Origin of the sequence: Lysobacter sp. Root76 (assembly GCF_001428685.1) — a bacterium.
Classification (GTDB): domain Bacteria; phylum Pseudomonadota; class Gammaproteobacteria; order Xanthomonadales; family Xanthomonadaceae; genus Lysobacter.
In genome coordinates, this window is the sequence record NZ_LMIK01000001.1 from 943011 (window position 1) to 966058 (window position 23048).

At 68.1% G+C, this 23048-nt stretch carries 18 protein-coding genes and 1 riboswitch; of the genes, 11 read left to right on the forward strand and 7 right to left on the reverse strand.

The window, feature by feature from the left end; all coding sequences use genetic code 11:
• Nucleotides 1-28: 28 nt before the first annotated feature.
• Genes ASE10_RS03915 through ASE10_RS03925 form a run of 3 tightly spaced genes read right to left on the reverse strand, consistent with a single transcriptional unit; the run spans nucleotide 29 to nucleotide 3422 of the window.
• Entirely contained in the window at nucleotides 29-1150 is a 1122-nt protein-coding gene (locus tag ASE10_RS03915; RefSeq protein ID WP_082559682.1) for a homoserine dehydrogenase, read from the reverse strand.
• Nucleotides 1147-2376 (reverse strand): O-succinylhomoserine (thiol)-lyase, encoded by a 1230-nt coding sequence (locus ASE10_RS03920; protein ID WP_055903492.1) that lies wholly within the window; start codon nucleotides 2374-2376, stop codon nucleotides 1147-1149. The genes ASE10_RS03915 and ASE10_RS03920 overlap by 4 nt, the downstream gene beginning before the upstream one ends.
• Nucleotides 2373-3422 carry a homoserine O-succinyltransferase gene (locus tag ASE10_RS03925; protein WP_055903495.1) on the reverse strand — a complete coding sequence of 350 codons (1050 nt, stop codon included), beginning with the start codon at nucleotides 3420-3422 and terminating at the stop codon, nucleotides 2373-2375. Before ASE10_RS03925 ends, ASE10_RS03920 begins: the two co-directional genes overlap by 4 nt.
• Before the next feature lie 65 nt (nucleotides 3423-3487).
• Nucleotides 3488-3605: riboswitch (SAM riboswitch) on the reverse strand.
• Between the two features lie 118 nt (nucleotides 3606-3723).
• Here ASE10_RS03925 and ASE10_RS03930 point away from each other — a divergent pair.
• From ASE10_RS03930 to ASE10_RS03950, 5 genes are all read left to right on the forward strand, one after another.
• The gene (locus ASE10_RS03930; protein WP_055903498.1) at nucleotides 3724-4812 is read left to right on the forward strand and encodes a hypothetical protein; all 1089 of its coding nucleotides are present in this window, start codon (nucleotides 3724-3726) and stop codon (nucleotides 4810-4812) included.
• Between the two features lie 8 nt (nucleotides 4813-4820).
• Entirely contained in the window at nucleotides 4821-5744 is a 924-nt protein-coding gene (locus ASE10_RS03935) for a M23 family metallopeptidase (RefSeq protein ID WP_082559683.1), read from the forward strand.
• Nucleotides 5745-5920: 176 nt separating this feature from the next.
• The gene (locus ASE10_RS03940; RefSeq protein WP_055904043.1) at nucleotides 5921-7525 is read left to right on the forward strand and encodes a peptide chain release factor 3; all 1605 of its coding nucleotides are present in this window, start codon (nucleotides 5921-5923) and stop codon (nucleotides 7523-7525) included.
• Nucleotides 7525-8013 carry a hypothetical protein gene (locus ASE10_RS03945; protein ID WP_055903501.1) on the forward strand — a complete coding sequence of 163 codons (489 nt, stop codon included), beginning with the start codon at nucleotides 7525-7527 and terminating at the stop codon, nucleotides 8011-8013. The genes ASE10_RS03940 and ASE10_RS03945 overlap by 1 nt, the downstream gene beginning before the upstream one ends.
• A gap of 123 nt (nucleotides 8014-8136) precedes the next feature.
• The gene (locus ASE10_RS03950) at nucleotides 8137-8382 is read left to right on the forward strand and encodes a hypothetical protein (protein WP_055903504.1); all 246 of its coding nucleotides are present in this window, start codon (nucleotides 8137-8139) and stop codon (nucleotides 8380-8382) included.
• Between the two features lie 70 nt (nucleotides 8383-8452).
• Here ASE10_RS03950 and ASE10_RS03955 read toward each other — a convergent pair whose 3' ends face one another.
• Nucleotides 8453-9076 carry a sulfotransferase family 2 domain-containing protein gene (locus ASE10_RS03955; protein ID WP_055903507.1) on the reverse strand — a complete coding sequence of 208 codons (624 nt, stop codon included), beginning with the start codon at nucleotides 9074-9076 and terminating at the stop codon, nucleotides 8453-8455.
• A 94-nt stretch (nucleotides 9077-9170) separates the two neighbouring features.
• On the opposite strand from ASE10_RS03955, the gene ASE10_RS03960 reads away from it, so the two are divergent.
• Together ASE10_RS03960 and ASE10_RS03965 are read left to right on the forward strand one after the other, a co-directional pair.
• Entirely contained in the window at nucleotides 9171-9821 is a 651-nt protein-coding gene (locus ASE10_RS03960) for a hemolysin III family protein (RefSeq protein ID WP_055903510.1), read from the forward strand.
• A 167-nt stretch (nucleotides 9822-9988) separates the two neighbouring features.
• Nucleotides 9989-11992, forward strand: a complete 2004-nt coding sequence (locus ASE10_RS03965; RefSeq protein WP_082559684.1) for an AsmA family protein — start codon at nucleotides 9989-9991, stop codon at nucleotides 11990-11992.
• Between the two features lie 67 nt (nucleotides 11993-12059).
• Here the strand turns inward: ASE10_RS03965 and ASE10_RS03970 are convergent, their stop codons facing one another.
• From ASE10_RS03970 to mtgA, 3 genes are all read right to left on the reverse strand, one after another.
• Nucleotides 12060-12488: a CBS domain-containing protein gene (locus tag ASE10_RS03970; protein WP_055903513.1), complete on the reverse strand. Its 429-nt coding sequence runs from the start codon at nucleotides 12486-12488 to the stop codon at nucleotides 12060-12062.
• Nucleotides 12448-13488: a glycosyltransferase family 2 protein gene (locus ASE10_RS03975; protein WP_055903516.1), complete on the reverse strand. Its 1041-nt coding sequence runs from the start codon at nucleotides 13486-13488 to the stop codon at nucleotides 12448-12450. The genes ASE10_RS03970 and ASE10_RS03975 overlap by 41 nt, the downstream gene beginning before the upstream one ends.
• Before the next feature lie 85 nt (nucleotides 13489-13573).
• Complete coding sequence (mtgA, locus tag ASE10_RS03980) at nucleotides 13574-14308, reverse strand: monofunctional biosynthetic peptidoglycan transglycosylase (RefSeq protein WP_235567533.1); 735 nt, start codon at nucleotides 14306-14308, stop codon at nucleotides 13574-13576.
• 117 nt (nucleotides 14309-14425) lie between these two features.
• Between mtgA and ASE10_RS03985 the strand changes: the two genes are divergently transcribed.
• The 4 genes from ASE10_RS03985 (at nucleotide 14426) to ASE10_RS04000 (ending at nucleotide 22971) form a co-directional block, all read left to right on the forward strand.
• Entirely contained in the window at nucleotides 14426-15373 is a 948-nt protein-coding gene (locus tag ASE10_RS03985) for an Hsp33 family molecular chaperone HslO (RefSeq protein WP_055903522.1), read from the forward strand.
• Between the two features lie 142 nt (nucleotides 15374-15515).
• Nucleotides 15516-16334 (forward strand): hypothetical protein, encoded by an 819-nt coding sequence (locus tag ASE10_RS03990; protein WP_055904050.1) that lies wholly within the window; start codon nucleotides 15516-15518, stop codon nucleotides 16332-16334.
• A gap of 543 nt (nucleotides 16335-16877) precedes the next feature.
• Entirely contained in the window at nucleotides 16878-19754 is a 2877-nt protein-coding gene (locus tag ASE10_RS03995) for a TonB-dependent receptor (protein WP_055903525.1), read from the forward strand.
• Nucleotides 19755-19977: 223 nt separating this feature from the next.
• On the forward strand, nucleotides 19978-22971 hold the full coding sequence (locus tag ASE10_RS04000; protein WP_055903528.1) for a TonB-dependent receptor: 2994 nt from the start codon (nucleotides 19978-19980) through the stop codon (nucleotides 22969-22971).
• Nucleotides 22972-23048: the final 77 nt, after the last annotated feature.

Consider the following 23048-nt stretch of genomic DNA (forward strand, 5'->3'; position numbering starts at 1 on the left):
GCCGGGTCGCGGCCTCGGCGTTCGCGCTTCAGCGGACGAGGCGCAGCACGTCGTCGAGCAGGCCGGCGGCGGTGACCTCAGCGCCCGCGCCCGGGCCCTGGATCACCAGCGGCTGTTCGCGGTAACGGTCGGACCAGATCGCGACCTTGTTGTCGGTGCCGGCGCCGCCGGCCAGCGGATGATCGGCCGGTAGCGATTCCAGGCCTACCCGCGCCGTGCCGTTTTCCAGGCGGGCGATGAAGCGCAGGCGCTCGCCGTTCTTGTAGGCCTGCGCGTAGCGCTCGCGCAACGGCAGGTCCAGCGCCGGCAGGGCGGCGTCGACGCCGTCGCGCGAGAGGATCGCCAGCTCCGGCGGCACCAGCGAGGCGACGGCGACCTCGTCCGCATCCAGCGCCACGCCGGACGCGCGCGCCAGGATCAGCAGCTTGCGCCGCACGTCATCGCCGGACAGATCGTCGCGCGGGTCGGGCTCGGTGTAGCCGGCGTCGCGCGCCTGCCGCACCAGCGACGAGAACGGGCGCATGCCGTCGTAATGATTGAACAGCCAAGCCAGCGAACCCGAAAGCACGCCGGCGATCGCGCGGATGCGGTCGCCGCCGGCCTGCAATTCGCGCAGCGAACGCAGCAGCGGCAGGCCCGCACCGACCGTGGCGCTGTCGCCGTAGCCGCTGGCGCCGGCCGCGCAGGCGCCGCGGATCGCGCGCCAGCGCGCCAGCGAGGTGCCCTGGCCGATCTTGCAGGCGGTGACGACATGGATGCCCTGGGCCAGCCACTGCGCATGATGCTCGGCGACCGCGGTGCTGGCGGTGGCGTCGATCACCACCCGCGACCCGACCTCGCCCAGCGCCGCGGCGACGGCGTCGAGCGAACTGGCCTGCGGCGCATCGGCCAGCAGCGAAGCCACGCGTTCCGGCGCCAGACCGTCGGCAATGGCCAGGGCCCGACGCGAATTGGCCACATGCACCAGCGCCAGACGCTCGCCCAGCGGCGCGCCCTGCCAGCTTTGCAGGCGCGCCAGCACGGCGCTGCCGACGGTGCCGGTGCCCAGCAGCGCCAGCCGCGCCGGCGCCGGCGCCGGGGCGCGATAAGGATGCGACGCGGGCGCCTGCTGAACCTGCACCTGCTGCAGGACGTCGGCCGCGGCGCTCATCGTTTCGCGCGCGCCGCCGTGGCCACCGCGTCGGCGGCGCGCTCCAGCGCGGCCTCGAGGTCGGCGATCAGATCGTCGACGTGCTCGATGCCGACCGACAGGCGCAGCAGTCCGTCGCCGATGCCGGCCGCGGCGCGCGCTTCCGGCGACATGGCGGCATGGGTCATGGTCGCCGGATGCGCGATCAGGCTTTCCACGCCGCCCAGCGATTCGGCCAGGGTGAAGCACTCCAGACCGTCGACGAAGGCGCGCACGGCCGCTTCGCCGCCTTCGATCTCGACGCTGAGCATGGCGCCGAAGCCGCGCTGCTGGCGTGCCGCCAGGGCATGGCCCGGATGCGATTCCAGGCCCGGGTAATGGACCACGCGCACCGCCGGGTGCGCGTCCAGCAGCGCCGCGATCGCGTGGGTGTTCTCCTGGTGCACGCGCAGGCGCGCGTCCAGGGTGCGCAGGCCGCGCAAGGTCAGGAAGGCGTCGAACGGCGAGCCGGTCAGGCCCAGCGCGTTGGCCCACCAGGTCAGCTGCTGGTGGTGCTCGGCGCTCTTGGCCACGACCGCGCCGCCGACCACGTCGCTGTGGCCGTTGACGTACTTGGTGGTCGAGTGCACGACCAGGTCGGCGCCGAATTCGATCGGACGCTGCAGCGCCGGCGATAGAAAGGTGTTATCGACCACGGTCAGCGCGCCCTGCGCGTGCGCGGCCTCGATCACGAAGCGCAGATCGGTGATGCGCAGCAGCGGGTTCGACGGCGTTTCGATCCAGACCACGGCCGGCTTGGCCGCCAGCGCTTCGGTCAGCGAACGCGGATCGGTCAGGTCGGCGGTGATCAGTTCGAACGCGCCCTTGGCGGCCAGCGCGTTGAACAGGCGCCAGCTGCCGCCGTAGCCGTCGTGCGGCACCACGATGCGGTCGCCGGGCTTGAGGAAGGCATGCAGCACCAGGGTGATCGCGGCCATGCCGGTGCTGGTGACGACGCCGCCGGCGCCGCCTTCGAGTTCGGCCAGGGCTTCGCCGAGCAGGTCGCGGGTGGGATTGCCGCTGCGGGTGTAGTCGTACTGGCGCTTGTCGTTGTAGCCGGCGAAGCTGAAGTTGGACGACAGCACGATCGGCGGCGTGACCGCTCCGTACGCCGCGTCGCGGTCGATGCCGGCACGGACGGCGGCGGTGCAGGCGTTGCGGGTGCGGTTCTGGGTCACGGCGGTCGTTCCTTTGTTATGAGTGCTCATGCCGCCGCCTGGCTACAGTCGGCCAGCGCTTCGCGCAGGATGGTGTCGATGTCGCCGGCTTCCTTGAGGCAGGCGTCGTGTCCGTAGATCGAGCGCAGCACGCGCAGGCGGGTTTCGCCGCGCAGGCGCTCGACCAGGTCGTAGGATTCGGACAGCGGAATCAGGCGGTCTTCGCTGACCGCGACCACCGTCACCGGGGCGCGGATCAGGCTCGGGTCGAGTTGCTGCAGGTCGATCGACTCGGACAGGCGCAGGAACGCGGTGGTCGGGGTGCGCGCGACGTACTTGGCGCCGCAATGATCGAGGTAGTCCTCGGCATCGACGCGGACGCGGCCATCGCGCACCTGGGCGGCGCCGAAGCGCTCGGCGAATTCTTCCGGGGTGCGGTAGCTGAGCACGGCCAGTTCGCGCGCCAGCGCCAGGCCCTGGCTTTCGTCGCACTGCAGCGCGCCCAGCGCGACCGCGCGGCGCTGCAGGGCGCGCCAGGCGGCGGCATAGGGATGCGCGCGGTGGGTGCCGCTGATCGAGACCAGTGCGCCGAGCCGCTGCGGATGACGCGCCGCGAACTGCAGGCCGACCATGGCGCCGTAGGAATAGCCGACGAAGGCTTCTAGGCGCTCGATGCGCAGCGCGTCCAGCAAGGCGGCGATCGCGTCGGCCTGGTCGGCCGGGTCCAGGGCCACGTCGAGCGTGCCGTCGGCGCCGAGCCAGTCGAACGAGAGCAGGCGGTGGCGACCCGGATCCAGCGCGCGGCCTGGGCCGACCTGGGCTGCCCACCAGCCGCCCTCGGGGTGGGCGCGGCTGGGCGCAAGGTGGCGGTGCGCGGAGATGCCGCCGGCCACGAACAGCACCGGCAGCGCGGTGTCGCCCTGGACTTCGTAACGCAGGACCACATCGCGGCGGCCGGCGTGGCGCAGGTTCAGCTCGATCCGCAGCTCGCCGCGCACGGCGTCGCGTTCGCTGGCGGCGGCGATGAAGGCCTCGCTGCGCTCGAAGGCGATGGGGGCGTGGGTTTCGGCGAAGGCGGTAGCGGGGGCAAAGCTCATGGCGGGCATCCGAAGTGACGGGGCCATCGAGCTTGCAAGTCGCACGTACGCCAGGGCGCACGTCGCAACCATCTTCCGACCAACGCAGAGCGGGCCGCAGGAATTGGCACCTTCACACGACTTGCGTCGCGTTGGGTTGCCCCGGCTTCAAAGGGCCTGTCCCTCAGCCGGTCTCGATGGATGCGGCCAGTCTGCCCGCGCCTCGGAGGCCTGTCAATCGCTTCATCCGCATATAGCGATTAATCATAAGCCGACAACCGGCATCGCAAAAGCCGGTGGCCGCCGCATACACTTCGCGTCCATGACCCCACGCCTTCTTGTCGCGGCCAGCCTCGCCGCCCTGCTCGCCGCCTGCGCGACCACGCGGACCGCTCCCGCCCCCGCCGTCCGCACGCCGGGCGTCACCTCGATCGCCGAGCGCTACGTCTCGGCCGAGACGCCGAAGGAAGAGCTGGATTCGCTCGCCACCTGGCCGACCGAGGACGGCAAGACCTGGCTGATCGCGACCGCCAAATCGACCCACCGCCTGGACGTCTACGACGCCGACACCGGCGCCGCGTTGCGCACGGTCGGCGGCGAAGGCAAGGCGATCGGCCAGTTCGACCGCCCCAACGGCATCGCGGTCTACGCCGACCACGTGTTCGTGGTGGAACGCGACAACCGCCGGGTGCAGGTGTTCGCGCTGCCCGACTTCACCCCGCTGGGCAGCTTCGGCGAACAGGAACTGCGCAGCCCCTACGGCATCTGGCTGACCGAGACCGAGCCGGGCGAGCTCGAGGTCTACGTCACCGACAGCTTCATGTACGGCAAGAAGTTCGACGAAGTGCCGCCGTGGGCCGAACTCGACCAGCGCGTGCGCCGTTACCGCGTCCAGTTCGACCAGGACGGCCGCCTGCGCGCCAACTACGGCGGCTCCTTCGGCGACACCAGCGAGGCCGCGGCCCTGCGCATGGTCGAGTCGATCGCCGGCGACCCGGCCAACGACCGCATGCTGATCGCCGACGAGGACCGCCGCCACGAATCGACCCTGCGCGAGTACACCTTCGGCGGCAAGTACACCGGCCGCAGCCTGCCCGACCGCAGCTTCGGCGCCGAGGCCGAGGGCGTGGCGCTGTGGACCTGCCCGGACGGCGGCGGCTACTGGATCGCGGTCGACCAGCTCGCGCCGCTGACCGTGTTCCACCTGTTCGACCGCATCACCCTGGCGCCTGTGGGCAGCTTCGAAGGCAAGGTCACCTCGCACACCGACGGCGTCGCCCTGCACGCCGCCGCCACCGCGGCCTTCCCCAGCGGCGCGCTGTTCGCCGTACACGACGATAAAGCCGTGACCGCGTTCGACCTCGCCGATGTCGCCCACGCGCTAAACTTGAAACCGGGCTGCACCGAGTAGGAAATCGCATGGTTTGGGGGCCGCGCGCCTTAGCCGTATCGCTGTGCGTGGCGGCCCTGGCCACCGCGCCGCAGGCGCATGCCGCCAAGATCTACCGCTGGACCGACCGCAGCGGCATCACCCACTACGGCGACCACGTCCCCGACGCCGCGCCGCCGTCCGAGGTCAAGGTGATCCCGGTCCACAGCGAGCCCGGCGCGATCGCGCGGCTGCGGATCGAGTCCGACGGCAGCCGCTACCTGGCCTGGGCCGACAACAACCTGTCCGGACCGATCGAGGTCAAGGTCGACTACAGCCAGAGCTACGGCGGCGGTGTGGGCGGCACTTCGACCCTGCCGGCGCGGGCCACGGTGGCCGCGCGCGCCAGCGCCCTGGTCGCGGTGCTCAGCAGCGAGGATTCCGGGCGCGGCGTGGAACTGCAGATGGAAAGCCTGCCCGGCGACCCCAGCGCGCGTCCGCGCAACGTCGACTATCTGCTGCCGCTGCGCCAGAACAATTTCCGCATCGACCAGGGCTACGGCGGCCAGTTCAGCCACAGCGATCCCGAGAACCGCTACGCGGTCGATTTCGCCGCCGAGATCGGCACCCCGGTGCTGGCCGCGCGCGAAGGCGTGGTGATGCAGGTCGAGTCGGATTTCGACAAGGCCGGCCTCAACCGGGAGCGGTACGGCGGCCGCGCCAACTTCGTCCGCATCGTCCACGACGACGGCAGCATGGCCCTGTACGCCCACCTCAAGGCCGACGGGGCCCTGGTCCGGGTCGGCCAGCGCGTGCGCGCCGGCCAGCAGATCGGCCTGTCCGGCAATACCGGCTTCACCACCGGGCCGCACCTGCACTTCGCGATCCAGGTCAACCGCGGCATGCGCCTGGAGTCGATTCCGTTCCGGATGAACGGGCCGGCGGGGCCGTTGCGGATTTCGGGCGGGCCTTGAGGGCTGGAGCGGTGCTTCGGGGCTGACGACGCAGGCGGGATTCGCACCCCCCATCCGGCCCCGCGGGCCAGCTTCCCCCGCGGGCGGGGGAAGGGAGTCGGTATGGGGCTTTTCCAGGAGGCTATAATCGCCGGCCTACTCCTTACCTTCCGGCGCGCCCGGTGCGCGCCGTCGCCATGTCCGACGTTTCCCTAGAAGCCCTCCGCCGCCGCACCTTCGCGATCATTTCGCACCCCGACGCCGGCAAGACCACCCTGACCGAGAAGCTGCTGCTGTTCGGCGGCGCGATCCAGATGGCCGGTTCGGTCAAGGGCCGCAAGGCCGCGCGCCATGCGACCTCGGACTGGATGGCGCTGGAAAAAGAGCGCGGCATCTCGGTGACCTCGTCGGTGATGCAGTTCCCGTACGAAGGCCGCATCGTCAACCTGCTCGACACCCCCGGCCACGCCGACTTCGGCGAGGACACCTACCGCGTGCTGACCGCGGTCGACTCGGCGCTGATGGTGATCGACGTCGCCAAGGGCGTCGAGGAACGCACGATCAAGCTGATGGAGGTCTGCCGCCTGCGCGACACGCCGATCATGACCTTCATCAACAAGCTCGACCGCGAGGGCAAGAACCCGATCGACCTGCTGGATGAAGTGGAATCGGTGCTGGGCATCCAGTGCGCGCCGATCACCTGGCCGATCGGCATGGGCCAGCGCCTCAAGGGCGTGGTGCATCTGCTTACCGGCGAAGTGCATCTGTTCGAACAGGGCCGCAACTTCACCCGCCAGGATTCGACTATTTTCGCCTCGATCGACGACCCGGCGCTGGAGGCGCGCATCGGCGCGGACGCGCTGCGCGAAGTGCGCGACGAACTCGAACTCGTGCAGGGCGCATCGCACCCGTTCGACAAGCAGGCCTACCTTGCCGGCAAGCAGACGCCGGTGTCGTTCGGCTCGGCGGTCAACAACTTCGGCGTGCAGCTGCTGCTGGATTTCTTCGTCGAGCACGCACCGCCGCCGAAGCCGCGCGAGACCACCGGCCGCGAAGTCGCGGCGACGGAAAACAAGCTCACCGGTTTCGTGTTCAAGATCCAGGCGAACATGGATCCGCAGCACCGCGACCGCGTGGCGTTCATGCGCATCTGCTCGGGCAAGTTCAGTGCCGGCATGAAGGCTTTCCAGGTGCGCACCGGCAAGGAAGTGAAGCTGGCCAATGCGCTGACGTTCATGGCTTCCGACCGCGAGATCGCCGAAACCGCCTACTCCGGCGACGTCATCGGCATCCACAACCACGGCACGATTTCGATCGGCGACAGTTTCACCGAGGGCGAGGCGCTGTCGTTCACCGGCATCCCGAACTTCGCGCCGGAACTGTTCCGGCGCGCGCGCCTGCGCGACCCGCTCAAGCTCAAGCAGTTGCAGAAGGGCCTGGCCCAGCTGTCCGAAGAGGGCGCGACCCAGTTCTTCCGGCCGCTGATGAGCAACGACCTGATCCTGGGTGCGGTGGGCGTGCTGCAGTTCGACGTGGTCGCCTATCGGCTCAAGGACGAGTACAGCGTCGACGCCAGCTTCGAGCAGGTCAGCGTCGCCACCGCGCGCTGGATCCGCTGCAGCGACGCCAAGAAGCTGGAAGAGTTCCGCGACAAGAACGCGATGAACCTCGCCCTCGACGCCGCCGGCGAACTGGTCTACCTGGCCCCGACCCGGGTCAACCTGCAACTGGCGCAGGAGCGCGCGCCGGGCGTGCAGTTCCTGGCCACGCGCGAGCATGCGCACGCGGTGGCCGTCGACTGATGTCGCTGCTGCGGCAGTGGTGGCTCTACTTGTTGAGCAAGCGCAGCGAAGTCGCCGCGCTCGACTACAAGGACGCCTACATGGCCAAGGTGATCATGGACATCCACCGCCTGCGCAGCGACAAGGCGCAGGCGATGGTGCCGCTGCGCGCCCTGCACCCGATCCACCGCATCGACCGCGAATCCGCGCAGCAGGCTACCCGGGCCCGCGCCCAGGCCCTGGCGGCGCGGCGCGAGGAACTGCTCGCCCACGGCCGCCTCGACCTGGCCGCCCTGACCGAGATCATCCCCTCGGTCTCGCAGATCAAGGTCGTCCAGGACGGCGAGCGCTGGCTCGCGTTCGAGGGCAACGGCCGGCTCTATGCCATGCGCGAGGCCTTCGGCGCGGACTGCGCCCTGGCGGTCGAGGTCGAGGAATACCGCTTCGGGCGGCCGCACAAGATCCAGCGCCGGCTGCGGCGGGTGCGCCGGCTCAACGAGCTGGAATGAAACGCCGGGCGCGAAGTCCCGCCCCGCCGCGCAAATTACGCACCCCATCACAAATCTGAATAGATCGGCTAGGATCACGCGACCGCGGCAGGGGGCCGCGGCATCAACCGCAAGGGGAGCGCAATGTATCTATTGGGTTTGATTTTGAGCGTGGTCGGCGGGCTGTGGATCGTCGTCAACGCGTTCCGTGAAAGCTTGCTGTGGGGGCTGGGTTCGCTGTTGATCCCGTTGGTCGCGTTGATCTTCGCGATCATGAACTTCTCCGCGAACAAGATCCCGCTGCTGATCTGCGTGATCGGCGCCGTGCTGACGGTCATGGGCATGCCGTCGATGTCGGAGATCGCCGCTGGCGCGCAGCCGGCGGCGTGAAGCGGCACCGTCCGGCGCGCTGGCCGCGCCGGACGTCTTGATTCCATCCGCGCCGGAACCCGGCGACCGCTCAGAACTCGTAGCCGAACAGTTCCAGGTCGCGCCGGTACAGCGCGGACACTCCGTCGATCAGTTCTGGATCGTAGTAGTCGCGATAGTGGCCGCGGCGCGAGCTGTTGATCACGCCCAGTTCGGTGGTGGGCAGCCCCAGGCGCGCGCAGATCGCGTCGTACGAGCCCTGCATGTCCTCGACCCGGCCGACCGTGTCGGCCAGCATTTCGCCGTCGGCGCCGGTGACGAAGCTGTGCTGCGGCACGAACAGGATGTGCTGCATCGGCCGCGCCTCGAACAGAATGTGCCGCATCACCCCTTTGGGATTGCGCGAGAACGCGTCGTTGGCGCGGGTCATGAACGCGCAGTAGGACACGAAGCGGTCGTAGGGATTGCGCACGAAGGCGAACTTCAGATAACCGCCGAACGCGTCCTCGCCGAGGAACGGCCGCACCTGCTGCAGGCTGATGTGGCCGTGGGTGATCGCGGCCAGTTCCTCGAACGGGAAGCGCTTGTTCACGAACAGCGCGACCTGCTCCAGATCGTCGGCGCTCATGTGCGCGCGCAGGGCCTGGCGCACCGAGTGGGTGCCGGTTTTGGGGATCGCGGCGAAGACGAAACGGTGCTGGTGGGAAATGATCATGCGCGTGGTCGCGGAGCGGTACGCCGATCATAGGCAATCCGGCGCCGGCGTCACACTGAGTAATTGCTCCAGTCCGCGCTAGGATGCTGGTCGTATGCCCACCGCCCACGCCCACCACGGCTCGGTCCGCGAGGAGATCGCCAACGCGCTCACCCACGGCCTGGGCGCGACCGCCGCGCTCGCCGGCGGCGCGGTCCTGATCACCCTCGCGGCGCTGTACGGCAGCACCTGGCAATTGGCCGGCGCGATCGTGTTCGGCGTCAGCCTGCTGCTGCTGTACGTCGCCTCGACCCTGTACCACGCGATCCAGCACCCGACCGCCAAGGCGCGGTTGAAGGTGTTCGACCACTGCGCGATCTACCTGCTGATCGCCGGCACCTACACCCCGTTCACCCTGGTCCTGCGCGGCCCTTGGGGCTGGGGCTTGTTCACCGCGATCTGGGTGCTGGCCTTCGCCGGCATCGTGTTCAAGCTGTTCTACACCGGCCGCTTCAAGTTGCTGTCGACCGCGATCTACATCGCGATGGGTTGGCTGGTGATCGTGGCGATCAAGCCGCTGATCGGCGCGCTCGACGCCTGGACCCTGGGCTGGCTGCTCGCCGGCGGCCTGAGCTACACGCTGGGCACCGTGTTCTACCACCGGCCCGCGCTGCCTTACTCGCATGCGATCTGGCATATGTTCGTGATCGGCGGCAGCGTCTGCCACTACGTCGCGGTCATGGCGCAGGTGATTCCCACGCGCTGAGCCGACGCCGCGCTCATCTGCCTGAACCCCGCGCAACACGTTCACCTGCGCTTGACCGCCGACTGCGGATCGTGGGGCATCCGCATCAGGAAGGCGGCGGCGCGCGAACGACGGCGCCGACTCCGGACGGCACCGAGTCCGGACCGCTCCGGAACCGCCCCACACGCATGAGCGCCAACGACCCCCACGCCGGCCGGGGCGACACCCGACCCGACATCGCCGCACATCCGAGCCCTGCGCAGCGCGCGGCGATCGCGCTGCGGCGGCATCCCTGGTGCAGCGCCGCCGCGCTGATCCTGCTGGCCATCGCGCTCCTGGTGGCGCTGTGGGACTGGAACTGGCTGCGCGGCCCGATCGAGCGCCAGGTGCAGGCTCGCACCGGCCGCGATTTCGACATCGCCGGCGATCTCGACGTCGACCTGGGCTGGACCCCGACCATCCGCGCCGACGCGCTGCGCTTCGGCAATGCCGCGTGGTCGCAGCGACCGACCATGGCGGCCGCCGACCGCCTGCAGTTCAAAGTCGAACTGTTGCCGCTGCTGCGCGGCGAAGTGCGTATCCCCGAACTGCGCCTGAGCCGCCCGCGCCTGTATCTGGAAAACGATGCCAAGCAGGGCGGAAATTGGGTGTTCGGCGAATCCGGCGGCGATGCCCTGCAGTTGCGCCGGATCTGGATCGACCGCGGCGAGTTGAGCTTCCTCGACCCGTCCAGCCGCAGCGACATGCGCTTCGAGATCGCCAGCCAGGCAGCGCGCGCGGGCGACGACGCCGCGCCGATCGCCGCGCGCGGCAGCGGGCGCTGGAAAGGCAACCGTTTCACTCTGCAGGGACGCGCCGAATCGCCGTTGGAACTGCGCGATCGCGAACGCCCGTACCAGGTCGACGTGCGCGCCAGCGCCGGCGCGACTCACGCGCATGCGCGCGGCAGCTTGCTCGATCCGCTGCGGCTGCGCGACTTCGACCTGCGCCTGGCCTTGTCGGGTCAGGACATGGCCGATCTGTATCCGCTGATCGGCGTGGCCACCCCGCCGACCCCGCCCTATGCGCTCGACGGCCGCTTGCGCCGCGATATCGCCGGCACCCACACCACCTGGCACTACGACGGCTTCACCGGCAAGGTCGGCGACAGCGACCTGTCCGGCCGCGCCAGCGTCGAGAGCGGCGGCGCCCGTCCCTATCTGCGCGCCGACCTGCACTCGCGCCGGCTCGATTTCGACGACCTGTCCGGCTTCGTCGGCGCCGCGCCGCAGACCGGCGGCGGCGAATCCAGCAATGCCGAACTCGCGGCGCAAGCCGCGCGCGAACGTGCCAGCGCGCGCGTGCTGCCCGACAAGCCCTACCGCCTGGACAAGCTGCGCGCGATGGACGCCGACGTGCGCTGGAAGGCGCAGCGCATCAACGCCCCGGGTTGGCCGATCGACGACATGGACGCGAACCTGCTGCTGGAAGGCGGAGTCCTGCGGCTGCAGCCGCTGGATTTCGGCGTCGCCGACGGCCGCATCCGCTCGACCGTGCACATGGACGCGCGCCGTCCGACCATCGCGACCCGCGCCGAGATCGACGCGCGCGGCCTGACCCTGGCCAAGCTGATGCCGACGGTGGAACTGGCGCGCGACGCGATCGGCAAGGTCGGCGGCCGGGTCGTGCTCGACGGCGAAGGCAATTCGATCGCCGCCATGCTCGGCAGCAGCGACGGCGACGTCGCGATCGGCATGGGTCCGGGACGGATCAGCAACCTGCTGATGGAATACACCGGCATCGACATCGCCGAGATCGTCAAATTCAAGCTCAGCCACGACCGCCAGATCCCGATCCGCTGCGCGTTCGGCGACTTCGACGTGCGCGACGGCCTGATGCACAGCCGTGCGCTAGCGTTCGACACCAGCGACACCATCCTGATCGGCGAAGGCGATATCAATCTGCGCGACGAAACCCTGGACCTGACCGTCCGCGCGCGGCCGAAAGACCGAAGCCTGCTGGCGCTGCGCTCGCCGTTGAAGGTCAGCGGCACGTTCAAGCATCCCAGCGCCAAGCCCGACTACGCGCGCGTGGGCCTGCGCGGCGCGGTGGCCCTGACGCTGGCCACGATCGCTCCGCCGGCGGCCTTGCTGGCGACGATAGAATGGGGACCGGGCAAGGACGCGGCCTGCGGCGGCCATTACGCACGCTAATCGGCGCCGCTGGATGCGGGTCGGTCCGGCGCGGATCGCTCAGCCAGCAACGCTCAGCTGGCGATGCTCAACTGGCGATGTAGCGCTGCAACTGGTCGAGTTCGAGCTGCTGGTCCTCGATCACCGCCTTGACCAGGTCGCCGATCGAAACCACGCCCACCACCTGCCCGCCCTGCACCACCGGCAGGTGGCGGATGCGGCGGTCGGTGACGATCTGCATGCAGCGCTCGGCGCTGTCGTCCAGGCCGACGCTGAGCACTTCGACGGTCATGATGTCGCGCACCGGCGTGTCCGCCGATGAGCGGCCCTGCAGCACGATCTTGCGCGCGTAATCGCGCTCGGACAGGATCCCGGCCAATCGCGGGCCTTCCATTACCAATACCGCGCCGATGCGCTTTTCGGCCATCAGCCGGATCGCGTCGATGACCGGCGCGTCCGGACCGATCGCGAACACTTCAGACGCTTTCGCTTCGAGCAGTTGCCGTACGGTACGCATGGCCTTCTCCTTCCGCGATCTGGGACGGGGGCAGCGAGCCCTGACCCGAGGATACTCCTGCCGCCGGCCACCAGGTGTCTACGAGGTAGAGCGGCCGCTGCTTGGATTCTTCGTACAAGCGACCCAGGTATTCGCCTATCAGGCCCAGCGCGATCAGTTGCACGCCGCCCAGGAACAGGATCACCGCCATCATGGTCGGCCAACCGGCGACCGGGTCGCCCCACAGCAGCGCCTTGGCCACGACCCAGACGCCGAAGCCGAACGCGAACAGCGCGGTCGCCAGACCCAGGTAGGTCGCCAGCCGCAGCGGCGCGGTCGAGAAACTGGTGATGCCTTCCAGCGCAAGGTTCCACAGCCGCCAGAAATTGAACTTGCTGGCGCCGGCCACGCGCGCCTCGCGGTGATAGGGCAGCGCGACCCGGTTGTAGCCGACCCAGCCGAACAGGCCCTTCATGAAACGGTGACGTTCGCGCAGCTGGTGCAGGCCGGCCAGGGCGCGTTCCGACAGCAGGCGGAAGTCGCCGGTGTCGGCCGGGATCGGGGTCTTGGACAGCCGCCCGATCACCCGATAGAAGGCGTGCGCGGTGGTGCGCTTGATCCAGCCCTCGCCTTCGCGTTCGATGCGGGTGCCGTAGACGTCGTCGTAGCCTTCGCGCCATTTGACGATGAAGGCCGGGATCAGTTCCGGCGGATCCTGGCCGTCGGCGTCCAGGATCAGGGCGGCGCCGCGCTCGACCCGGTCCAGGCCGGCGGTCAGCGCCAGCTCCTTGCCGAAGTTGCGCGACAAGCGCAGCAGCGCGACCCGCGGATCGGCGGCGGCGATACCTTCCAGCACCGTCCAGGTGCCGTCGCGGCTGCCGTCGTCGACGTAGAGCACGCGGCCCTCGACGCCGTCGGCGGCGACCGCATCCAGCGCCGCGGCGATGCGCGGTTGCAGCAGCGGCAGGCTGTCGGCCTCGTTGTAGGCGGCGACGACGACGGTGAGCAGATCGCGATTCATGCGTTCAATCATAGCCGCCGGGCGCGACGGCGGTGTGCGCAGGCTTGGCCGGAATCGCGCCGCGGCCCAGCCCCCGCGGGCGCGCTCAGTCGATCTGCTTGAGGTAGCCGTTGCCGCCGATGTAGCGCATCTGGCGCTGGATCGCGTTGGCGCGGCGCTGCACGTAAGGACCGGGGCGGGCGATGCTGTAGCGCCTGGGGTTGGGCAGTGCCGCGGCCATGCGCGCGGCTTCGGCCGGGCTCAGGCGCGAGGCGTCCTTGCGGTAATAGGTGCGGGCGGCGGCCTGGGCGCCGTACACGCCGTCGCCGAACTCGGCGATGTTGGCGTAGACCTCGATGATGCGGTGCTTGGGCCACATCAGCTCGATCAGCAGGGTGTACCAAGCCTCGATGCCCTTGCGCACCCAGCTGCGGCCGCTCCACAGGAACAGGTTCTTCGCGGTCTGCTGGCTTATGGTGCTGCCGCCGCGGACCTTGCGGCCGCGCGCGTTGCTCTTGCGCGCCTTCTCGATGGCCTTGAGGTCGAAGCCGAAGTGCTCGGCGAAGTTCTGGTCCTCCGAGGCGACCAGCGCGACCGGCACGTTGGACGAGATCTCGTCCAGGTCGCGCCAGTCGTAGGCGACGCGGAAGCCGAAATCGCCGCTGCCCCAGGCCTCGAACTGGCGCGCGACCATGAAGGCGCTGAGCGGCGGATCGATGAAGCGCAGCACCGCGACCTGCAGGATCGAGGCGGCCAGGAACAGGAAAGGCAGCGCCAGCAGCCAGCGCAGCCAACGGCGTCGGCGGCGGGGCGCCGCCGCTGCAGGGACGGACTCATTCACGACTTGCACTGCCTGCACTCCATCCCCATCTAGCCCGGTCTCCCCTTTCACGCGGTCGCCCGCATTATCCGCGATCGGATAAGAATGCAGCACGCACCGCGCCGCACGAGTCCCGCAATGAACGACGCCACCCCCGCCCCCACCGACGCCGCCCGCGACGACCGCGACCGCCTGACCCGGTTCCTGATCGAAGGCGCCGGCGTGCGCGGCGTGCGCGTGCACCTGGACCAGACCTGGCGCCAGATCCGCGAACGCGCCGAGTATCCGCCCGCGGCGGCCGAGCTGCTGGGCGAGGCCGCGGCCGCGGCTGCGCTGTTCACCGGCCATGCCAAGGTCGAGGGCCGGCTGTCCGTGCAACTGCGCGGCGAGGGCGCCCTGCGCACCCTGTTCGCCGAATGCACCGCGGCCGGCACCCTGCGCGGCATCGCCCAGCTGGCCGAGGAGGGCGGCGAGGTCTCGCGCGACCTGCGCCAGCTCGGCCCGGACGCGGTCCTGGCGATCACCATCGAGAACCCGCCGATCGGCAGCCGCGCCGGCGGCGACCGCGACCCGGCCCGCTACCAGGGCCTGGTGGCGCTGGACTCGGATTCGCTCAGCGGCGCCTTCGAGGACTATTTCCGCCAGTCCGAACAGCTGCCGACCCGGCTGCTGCTGGTCGCCGACGAGCGCCAGGCCGCCGGCCTGATGCTGCAGAAGCTGCCCGGCGACGGCGGCGACGAGGACGGCTGGGCCCGGGTCGGGGCCCTGTTCGACACCCTCCGGCCCGGCGAACTGCTGGATTGGGATACCGCCACCCTGTTGACCCGCCTGTTCCACGAGGAAGGGATCCAGCTGCTGGGCGGCAAGGCCCTGAGCTTCGCCTGCTCCTGTTCGCGCGAACGGGTCGAGGCCATGCTGGTCTCGCTGGGCCAGCAGGAGGCCGAAGCGGCGGCCGCCGCGGCCGATGGCGAGGCCCATATCCGTTGCGAGTTCTGTGGCCAGAGCTATCGTTTCGGCGCTGAGCAGATCGGCCGCCTGTTCGCGGTCGCGGCCGCCGAAGTGGCAGGCCCGGACCGCCTGCAATAGGGCCTTCACACCGTCGTCTCGGTTTGTTAAATAAACATAAACCGTCTATAGTCTTCATCCAGGTTCTAGGGGAACTTGACCGGCCCAACCCGGTCGTATCGTCACCATGCTCACGCGCTCGCTACGCCTGTCGTTTGCCCTGATGCTCGCCTTCGGCGCGGCGTCCGGCGCGCATGCGCAGTCGTCCAAGCGCGGCGACACGACGTATCTGCCGGTCTGGAACCAGTCCAACGGCAAGGTCGAATACCTGCTGCAACTCGAACCCACCAACGCCCCGGTCGCCGGCGCGCGCTGGCGTGTCGGCAGCAATTCGCTCGATGCCGCATTCGGCCTCGATGCGGGCGACACCCTGGGGCTGGTCTGCGATCGCAAGACCGGCCTCGCCGGCGCGATCGGCAACCTCGCCAATCACTGCATGCTCGCCGCGCTCGATGAAGACGACCGCGGCGGTGCGCGTCAGGTGTCCGCGGGTGCGGCATTGAGCCGCCCCGGCGGCAAGATCGGGCTCACCGTCGGCGCCGGCAAGGACAATCTGCCCGCCTGGCTGAGTCCGAACGGCCGCAACAGCAAGCTCGACCAGCACACCCTGACCGTCTACGGCCAGAAGAACATCGGCCGCGAGGCCACGGTGTCGATCGGCGGCACCTGGGCGCGCGCGCGCCTGATTCCCGCCGGCGAAATGCCGACCATCGCCGACCGCTGGAACAGCAAGAGCCTCACCATCGGCGCCGGCTACGGCAACTTCGGCGCCAACATCGTCGGCCGCGTGGTCGACACCCCCGGCCAGCCGGGTCAGTGGGAAGGCCTGGGCGTCGGCCTGACCTGGCGCACCCCGTGGAGCGGACAGCTCTCGGTCGGCGCCGAGAACGTGATCACCCGCGGCAAGAACCCGTTCGCGCCGGGCAACAGCGACAAGGACGAAGGCACCGTGCCCTACGTCCGCTACGAGCAGGACCTCTAAGCAGGCTCCTCGCCGGCACCGCGATCGCGGTGCCTCTCCGTTCCGTTTCGCAGCTTCCGGGCATCTTGGTGCCGCGTTGAACGTGCCTCGTCAGTCACGATCGGCATGCTCATTCGCGCAGTCGACCCAGCCTCGTGAACACAGGCGACGCCCTCGGCCGCCCGCGACCGACGCCGTGCCGTAGTTCCGCGACCGGCAAGCCGGACAGGGCTCCGTCGCCGATGCGCCAGTCCGGTTCCGCGTCTCGTTTCTTGCCCTGCCCGACGCCCACGCGGCGCAATTCCATAGAGCGCCCAGCCATTTCGATCCGGGTTAAAACTTCAACACGTTTGCGTACTTAGGCGGCTGAATGCGGCATAGGGCCGCTTGTGGGCAACGCCAGCTGAATGAAGTGAAGAATTTGTCAAAACTCGACATTTAACGACACTTTAATTTTTGCCATCTCATCGGTACGATCCAGCGCACCTTGCTGGAATTGGCGTCTTGCTTGACTCCGCCGGCTTGGTCCCATGGGTACCACCATTCCGATTTCTGGAGAGAGAGATGACCTTTAAGACCACCCAGCTCCGCGACGCGATTACCTTCGCGCTCGCCGTGGGCGCCACTGCCGCCGCCGGCACGGGTGTGGCCTTTGCGCAAGAAGAGAGCAAAGATCCCACCACCCTCGATCGCATCGAAGTAACCGGTTCGCGCATCAAGCGCGCCGACATCGAAACCTCGCAGCCGATCTTCTCGCTCAGCCGCGAAGACATCAGCGCCCAGGGCCTGACCTCGGTCGGCGACGTGATCCAGAACATCACGTCCAACGGCTCGACGCTGAACAGCACGTACAACAACGGCGGCAACGGCGAAACCCGCGTCAACCTGCGCAACGTTGGCTCGAACCGCACCCTGGTGCTGGTCAACGGCCGTCGTTGGGTCGGTGGCACCGGTCTCGGTGGCGCGGTCGACCTCAACACGATCCCGACCGCAGCCGTCGAGCGCATCGAAGTCCTGAAGGACGGCGCCTCGACCATCTACGGTTCCGACGCCATCGCCGGCGTGGTCAACGTGATCCTGCGCCGCAACTTCGAAGGCGCCGAAGCCAACGCCTATATCGGCGCGTTCGACAAGGGCGACGGCGAACGTCAGTCCTACGACTTCACCATCGGCACCTCGTCCGACCGCTGGAGCGCGATGCTCGGCGTCGGTTACGTGAAGGAAGAGCCGGTCAGTGCAGGCGATCGCAAGATCTCGGCGGTGCCGAACTTTGGCGCCAGCGCCGGCTTCGGCAACAGCAGCACCACGCCTCAGGGCCGCATGCAGCTGCGCGGCACCTCGCGCTTCTTCGTGCCGACGCCGACCTCGGGCACTCCGACCAGCACGCGCACCTACGACCCTGCATCCGACGCCTACAACTTTGCGCCGGACAACTATCTGATCACGCCGCAGGAGCGCAAGTCGTTGTTCGCGTCGGGCACCCTCGACATCACCGACAACGTCCGCTTCAAGATCACCACGACGTACAACGAGCGCGTGTCGGAGCAGTTGCTCGCCGCCAGCCCGATCAACCTCGGCACGATCGCGCCGGGCACGAACGGCGCCAACATCTTCATCTCGTCGCAGAGCATCTACAATCCTTACGGCGCCGACGTCACCAGCATTCAGTACCGTCCGACGGAACTGGGTGGCCGTAGCTTCAATCAGGAAGTCAGCACCTACGCCTTCGACGGCGCGTTTGAAGGCAACTTCGATCTCGGTGAGCGCACTTTCGATTGGGAAGCCGGCTATTTCTACGGCGAGAACAAGCGCTACGACACGACCTTTGGCCTGTACAACATCAGCGCGCTGCGCAATGCGCTGGGCCCGTCGTTCCGCGACGCCCAGGGCGTGGCCCGTTGCGGTACCCCGACCGCGGTCATCTCCGGTTGCGTGCCGCTGAACCTGCTCAGCGGCGGTGGCGGCTTCACCCCGGAAATGGCGTCCTACTCCGGCTTCGTGGCTCACGACAACCGTGGCTACAAGCAGAAGACCTACTACGCCAACGTCGGCGGCGACCTGTTCGACCTGCCGGGCGGCCCGCTGGCCTTCTCGTTCGGCATGGAACACCGCAGCGAAAGCGGCTTCGACCAGCCCGACGCGATCGTCAACACCGGCGACACCACCGGCAACTCGCGTAAGGCGACCGCCGGCGGCTACTCGCTGGACGAGGCCTACCTCGAACTGGCCGTGCCGGTCCTGGCCGACGTGCCGTTCGCCAAGCTGCTCGACTTCTCGCTGGCGACCCGCTACTCGGACTACAGCAACTTCGGCGACACGCTGAACAGCAAGTTCGGTTTCCGCTGGAAGCCGATCGACGACCTGATGATCCGCGGCAACTGGTCGGAAGGCTTCCGCGCTCCGTCGATTGCAGAGCTGTTCACCGGCGTCTCCGACACCTTCCAGAACGTCACCGATCCGTGCCGCGGCTTCCTCGGCTCGAACGCACCGGGTAATGCGAATCCGGATCGTCCTGCTTCGTGCGCCAGCATTCCGGCATACGTCCAGGCCAACAACCAGATCCGTACCACCACCGGCGGCAACACGCAGCTCGGCCCGGAGAACTCCACCTCCAAGACCTTGGGCTTCGTGTACAGCCCGAGCTGGGCGGAAGGTCTGGACATCTCGCTGGACTGGTGGGAGATCAAGATCGAGAACGCGATCTTCACCCAGACCGCGCAGGCGATCCTGGACAACTGCTACCGCAACGGCACGGCCAGCGCTTGCGCGCTGATCAGCCGCGCGGCTGACGGCCAGATCTCGGGCCTGCAGGCGACCCCGGCCAACGTCGGCACGATCTTCAACGAAGGCTACGACCTGACCGTCGGCTACAAGTTGCCGGAAACCTCGTGGGGCAAGTTCCGCTTCGTGTGGGATACGACCTACCTGGCCAAGTCGACCACCGACGTCAACGGCGACGGCGTCGTCTCCGAAGACCCGGTGACTGGCGAGGGCGGCGACACCGTTGGCGAATACTTCAGCCGCAACAACAACTGGCGTATCCGTTCCAACCTGGCCGTCAACTGGGAGAAGGGCGACTTCGGTGCGACCTGGTTCGTGCGCTACTTCTCGGCTCAGGACGAATCGTGCGCCACGATCAATTCGACCCAGTGGGCGAACCTCTGCTCGGATCCGACCCGCTTCACCAACCTCGACGGCAATGACCCGGGTACCGCCCCGGACGGTCCGCGCGCCCGCCCGGAGAACCGCATCGCCGCGACCACGTATCACGACGCCAGCGTCTTCTTCAACGCGCCGTGGAACGCCCGCATCACCGTTGGCGTGAACAACATCTTCGACAAGGATCCGCCGCGCGCTGCGTCGACCTTCGCCAACAGCTTCGACCCGCAGTACGAAATCCCGGGCCGCTTCCTGTACTTCCGCTACTCGCAGAAGTTCTGATCGACCCGCTGCAAATGCTGCAAACCGCTACGGCCCCATACGGGGCCGTAGCTTTTTGGGGGCCATCTCACCAACTCGTGCGACCACAGCCCAGTCAGTTAACAACACTTTAATTACTTGGCGGACGCAGCTAGTATCGGCCGCAGCCTTGCCGATTTAGGCCATTCATTTTGCGCCACCCGGCAGGCTCCCATGGGACACCAAGACTGACTTGGAGAGAGAGATGACCTTGAAGACCACCCAGCTCCGCGACGCGATTACCTTCGCGCTCGCCGTGGGCGCCACCGCAGCGGCGGGCACCGGCGTAGCCTTTGCCCAGGAAACCGAAAAGGAAGCCACTACCCTCGATCGCATCGAGGTGACCGGCTCGCGCATCAAGCGCACCGACATCGAAACCTCGCAGCCGGTGTTCTCGCTGAGCCGCGACGACATCCAGGCCCAGGGCCTGACCTCGGTCGGCGATGTGATCCAGAACATCACCGCCAACGGCTCCACCCTCAACAGCACCTTCAATAACGGCGGCAACGGCGAAACCCGCGTCAGCCTGCGCAACCTCGGCTCGAACCGCACCCTGGTGCTGGTCAACGGCCGTCGTTGGGTCGGCGGCACCGGCCTCGGCGGCGCGGTCGACCTCAACACCATCCCGACCGCAGCCGTCGAGCGCATCGAAGTCCTGAAGGACGGCGCCTCTACCATCTACGGTTCCGACGCCATCGCCGGCGTCGTCAACGTGATCCTGCGCCAGAACTACGAAGGCGCCGAAGCCAACGCCTACCTCGGTACCTACTCCGACGGCGACGGCTTCCGCGAAGCCTACGACTTCACCGTCGGCGCAGCCTCCGACCGCTGGACCGCCATGTTCGGCGTCGGCTACGTCAAGGAAGAGCCGGTCATGGCCGGCGATCGCAAGATCTCGAAGGAGCCCGTCGCCGGTACCGGCAACGCCTTCGGCAGCTCGACCGTGCCCAACGGCCGCTTCGCCCTCTGCGGCGGCACCTACGATCCGGCCACCGGCACCTGTTCGGTCGGCGAGACCCGTCCCAACGGCACCGCCGGTCAGTTCACCTACAACGACGGCCAGTCGGGCCTGAATTGGCGTAACCGCACCGGCGCGGACATCTACAACTTCGCCCCGGACAACTACCTGCTGACCCCGCAGGAGCGCAAGTCGCTGTTCGCGGCCGGTTCGTTGGACATCACCGACAACCTGCGCTTCAAGACCACGCTGACCTACAACAACCGCAAGTCGGAACAGTTGCTGGCGGCGATGCCGATCGTGCTCGGCAGCGGCCCGGGCGCCAACGCCCAGTCCAAGCAGCTCACGATCTCGGCGCAGAGCATCTACAACCCCTTCGGCCAGACCGTGTCGCGCATCCAGCGCCGCGCGATCGAAGCCGGCTTCCGCACCTTCGAGCAGGACGTCGACACCTTCGCCGCCAACTTCGGCCTCGAAGGCACCCTGAACGTCGGCAGCAAGCCGTTCGACTGGGAAGCGGGCTACTTCTACGGCGAGAACAAGCAGAACAACGTCACCGAAGGCCTGTTCAACGTGCTGGCGCTGCGTAACGCGCTCGGCCCGTCGTTCCGCGATGCCAACGGCGTGGCCCGTTGCGGCACCCCGACCGCGGTCATCACCGGCTGCGTGCCGCTGAACCTGCTCGGCGCCGTCGGCACGATCACCCCGGAAATGCTGGCCTACTCGACCTTCGTCGCCCACGACCAGCTCGGCTACAAGCAGAAGAGCTACTACGCCAACATCGGCGGCGACCTGTTCGATCTGCCGGGCGGCCCGCTGGCCTTCTCGTTCGGCCTCGAGCACCGCAGCGAAAACGGCTTCTCGCAGCCGGACGCGCTGATCGCCTCGGGCAACACCACCGGTAACGCCACGGCTCCGACCGCCGGCGGCTACAGCCTGGACGAGGCCTACCTCGAACTGGCCGTGCCGGTCCTGGCCGACATGCCGTTCGCCAAGCTGCTCGACTTCTCGGTGGCCACCCGCTACTCGGATTACAGCAACGTCGGCGACACGCTCAACAGCAAATTCGGTTTTCGCTGGAAGCCGATCGACGACCTGATGATCCGCGGCAACTGGTCGGAGGGCTTCCGCGCTCCGTCCATCGGCGAGCTGTTCACCGGTATCGGCGACTCGTTCCCGACCATCGCCGATCCTTGCGCCCTCGCCGGCTTCGGCAACCTGGCGCCCGACGCCCAGGCCCGATGCATCGCGCAGGGCGTCCCGGCCGGCGGTTACGACCAGGGCAACCCGCAGATCCGTATCAACTCGGGCGGCAACCCGAACCTGAAGCCGGAAAGCAGCGAATCGACCACCCTCGGCTTCGTCTACAGCCCGAGCTGGATCGAAGGTTTCGACGTCAGCCTCGATTGGTGGAAGATTGAGATCGACAACGCGCTGACGCTGCCGACCGGTCAGTTCATCGTCGACGAGTGCATCGTCGGTAACGTCCAGTTCTACTGCAACATGTTCACCCGCAACCCGGGTGGCAGCCTCAACCTGACCGCGCAACCGGGCAACGTCGGCGGCATCACGACCGAAGGCTACGACCTGACCATCGGTTACAAGCTTCCGGAAAACTCGTGGGGCAAGTTCAGCTTCAGCTGGGATACGACCTACCTGGCCAAGTCGGACTTCGACCTGGACGGCGACGGCCGCTTCAACGAGCGCAAGAACGACGTGCCGGCTGTCGGCGCTCCGGTCGCAACCTGGGGCATCGACGAGTCCAACAACGCTCCGGGCCTGTACGCGCAGAACTCCAACGCCTGGCGTATCCGCTCCAACCTGGCCATGCGCTGGGAGAAGGGCGACTTCGGCGCGACCTGGAACGTGCGTTACTTCTCGGGCCAGGAAGAGGACTGCCAGACCTTCGTGGACTACGGCTACAGCTTCCTCTGCTCGGATCCGAACCGCTTCACGGCTGAGCCGCAGGACACCAACGGCAACGGCGTTTGGGACGGCACCGGCGCTGGTGGCGATACCCTGGTCTCGGTCCAGCACGCCCGCAACCACATCGGTGCGACCACCTACCACGACGCCAGCGTCTTCTGGAACACGCCGTGGAACTCCAAGGTCACCATCGGCGTGAACAACCTGTTCGACAAGGATCCGCCGCGTTCGGTGTCGGCCTTCGCCAACAGCTTCGACCCGCAGTACGAAGTCCCGGGCCGCTTCATCTACTTCCGCTACGCGCAGAAGTTCTGATCGACCCGCTGTACGCAACACCCGCTACGGCCCCGAAAGGGGCCGTAGTTCTTTGCGGCGCCGGCCGCGCGCCAGCG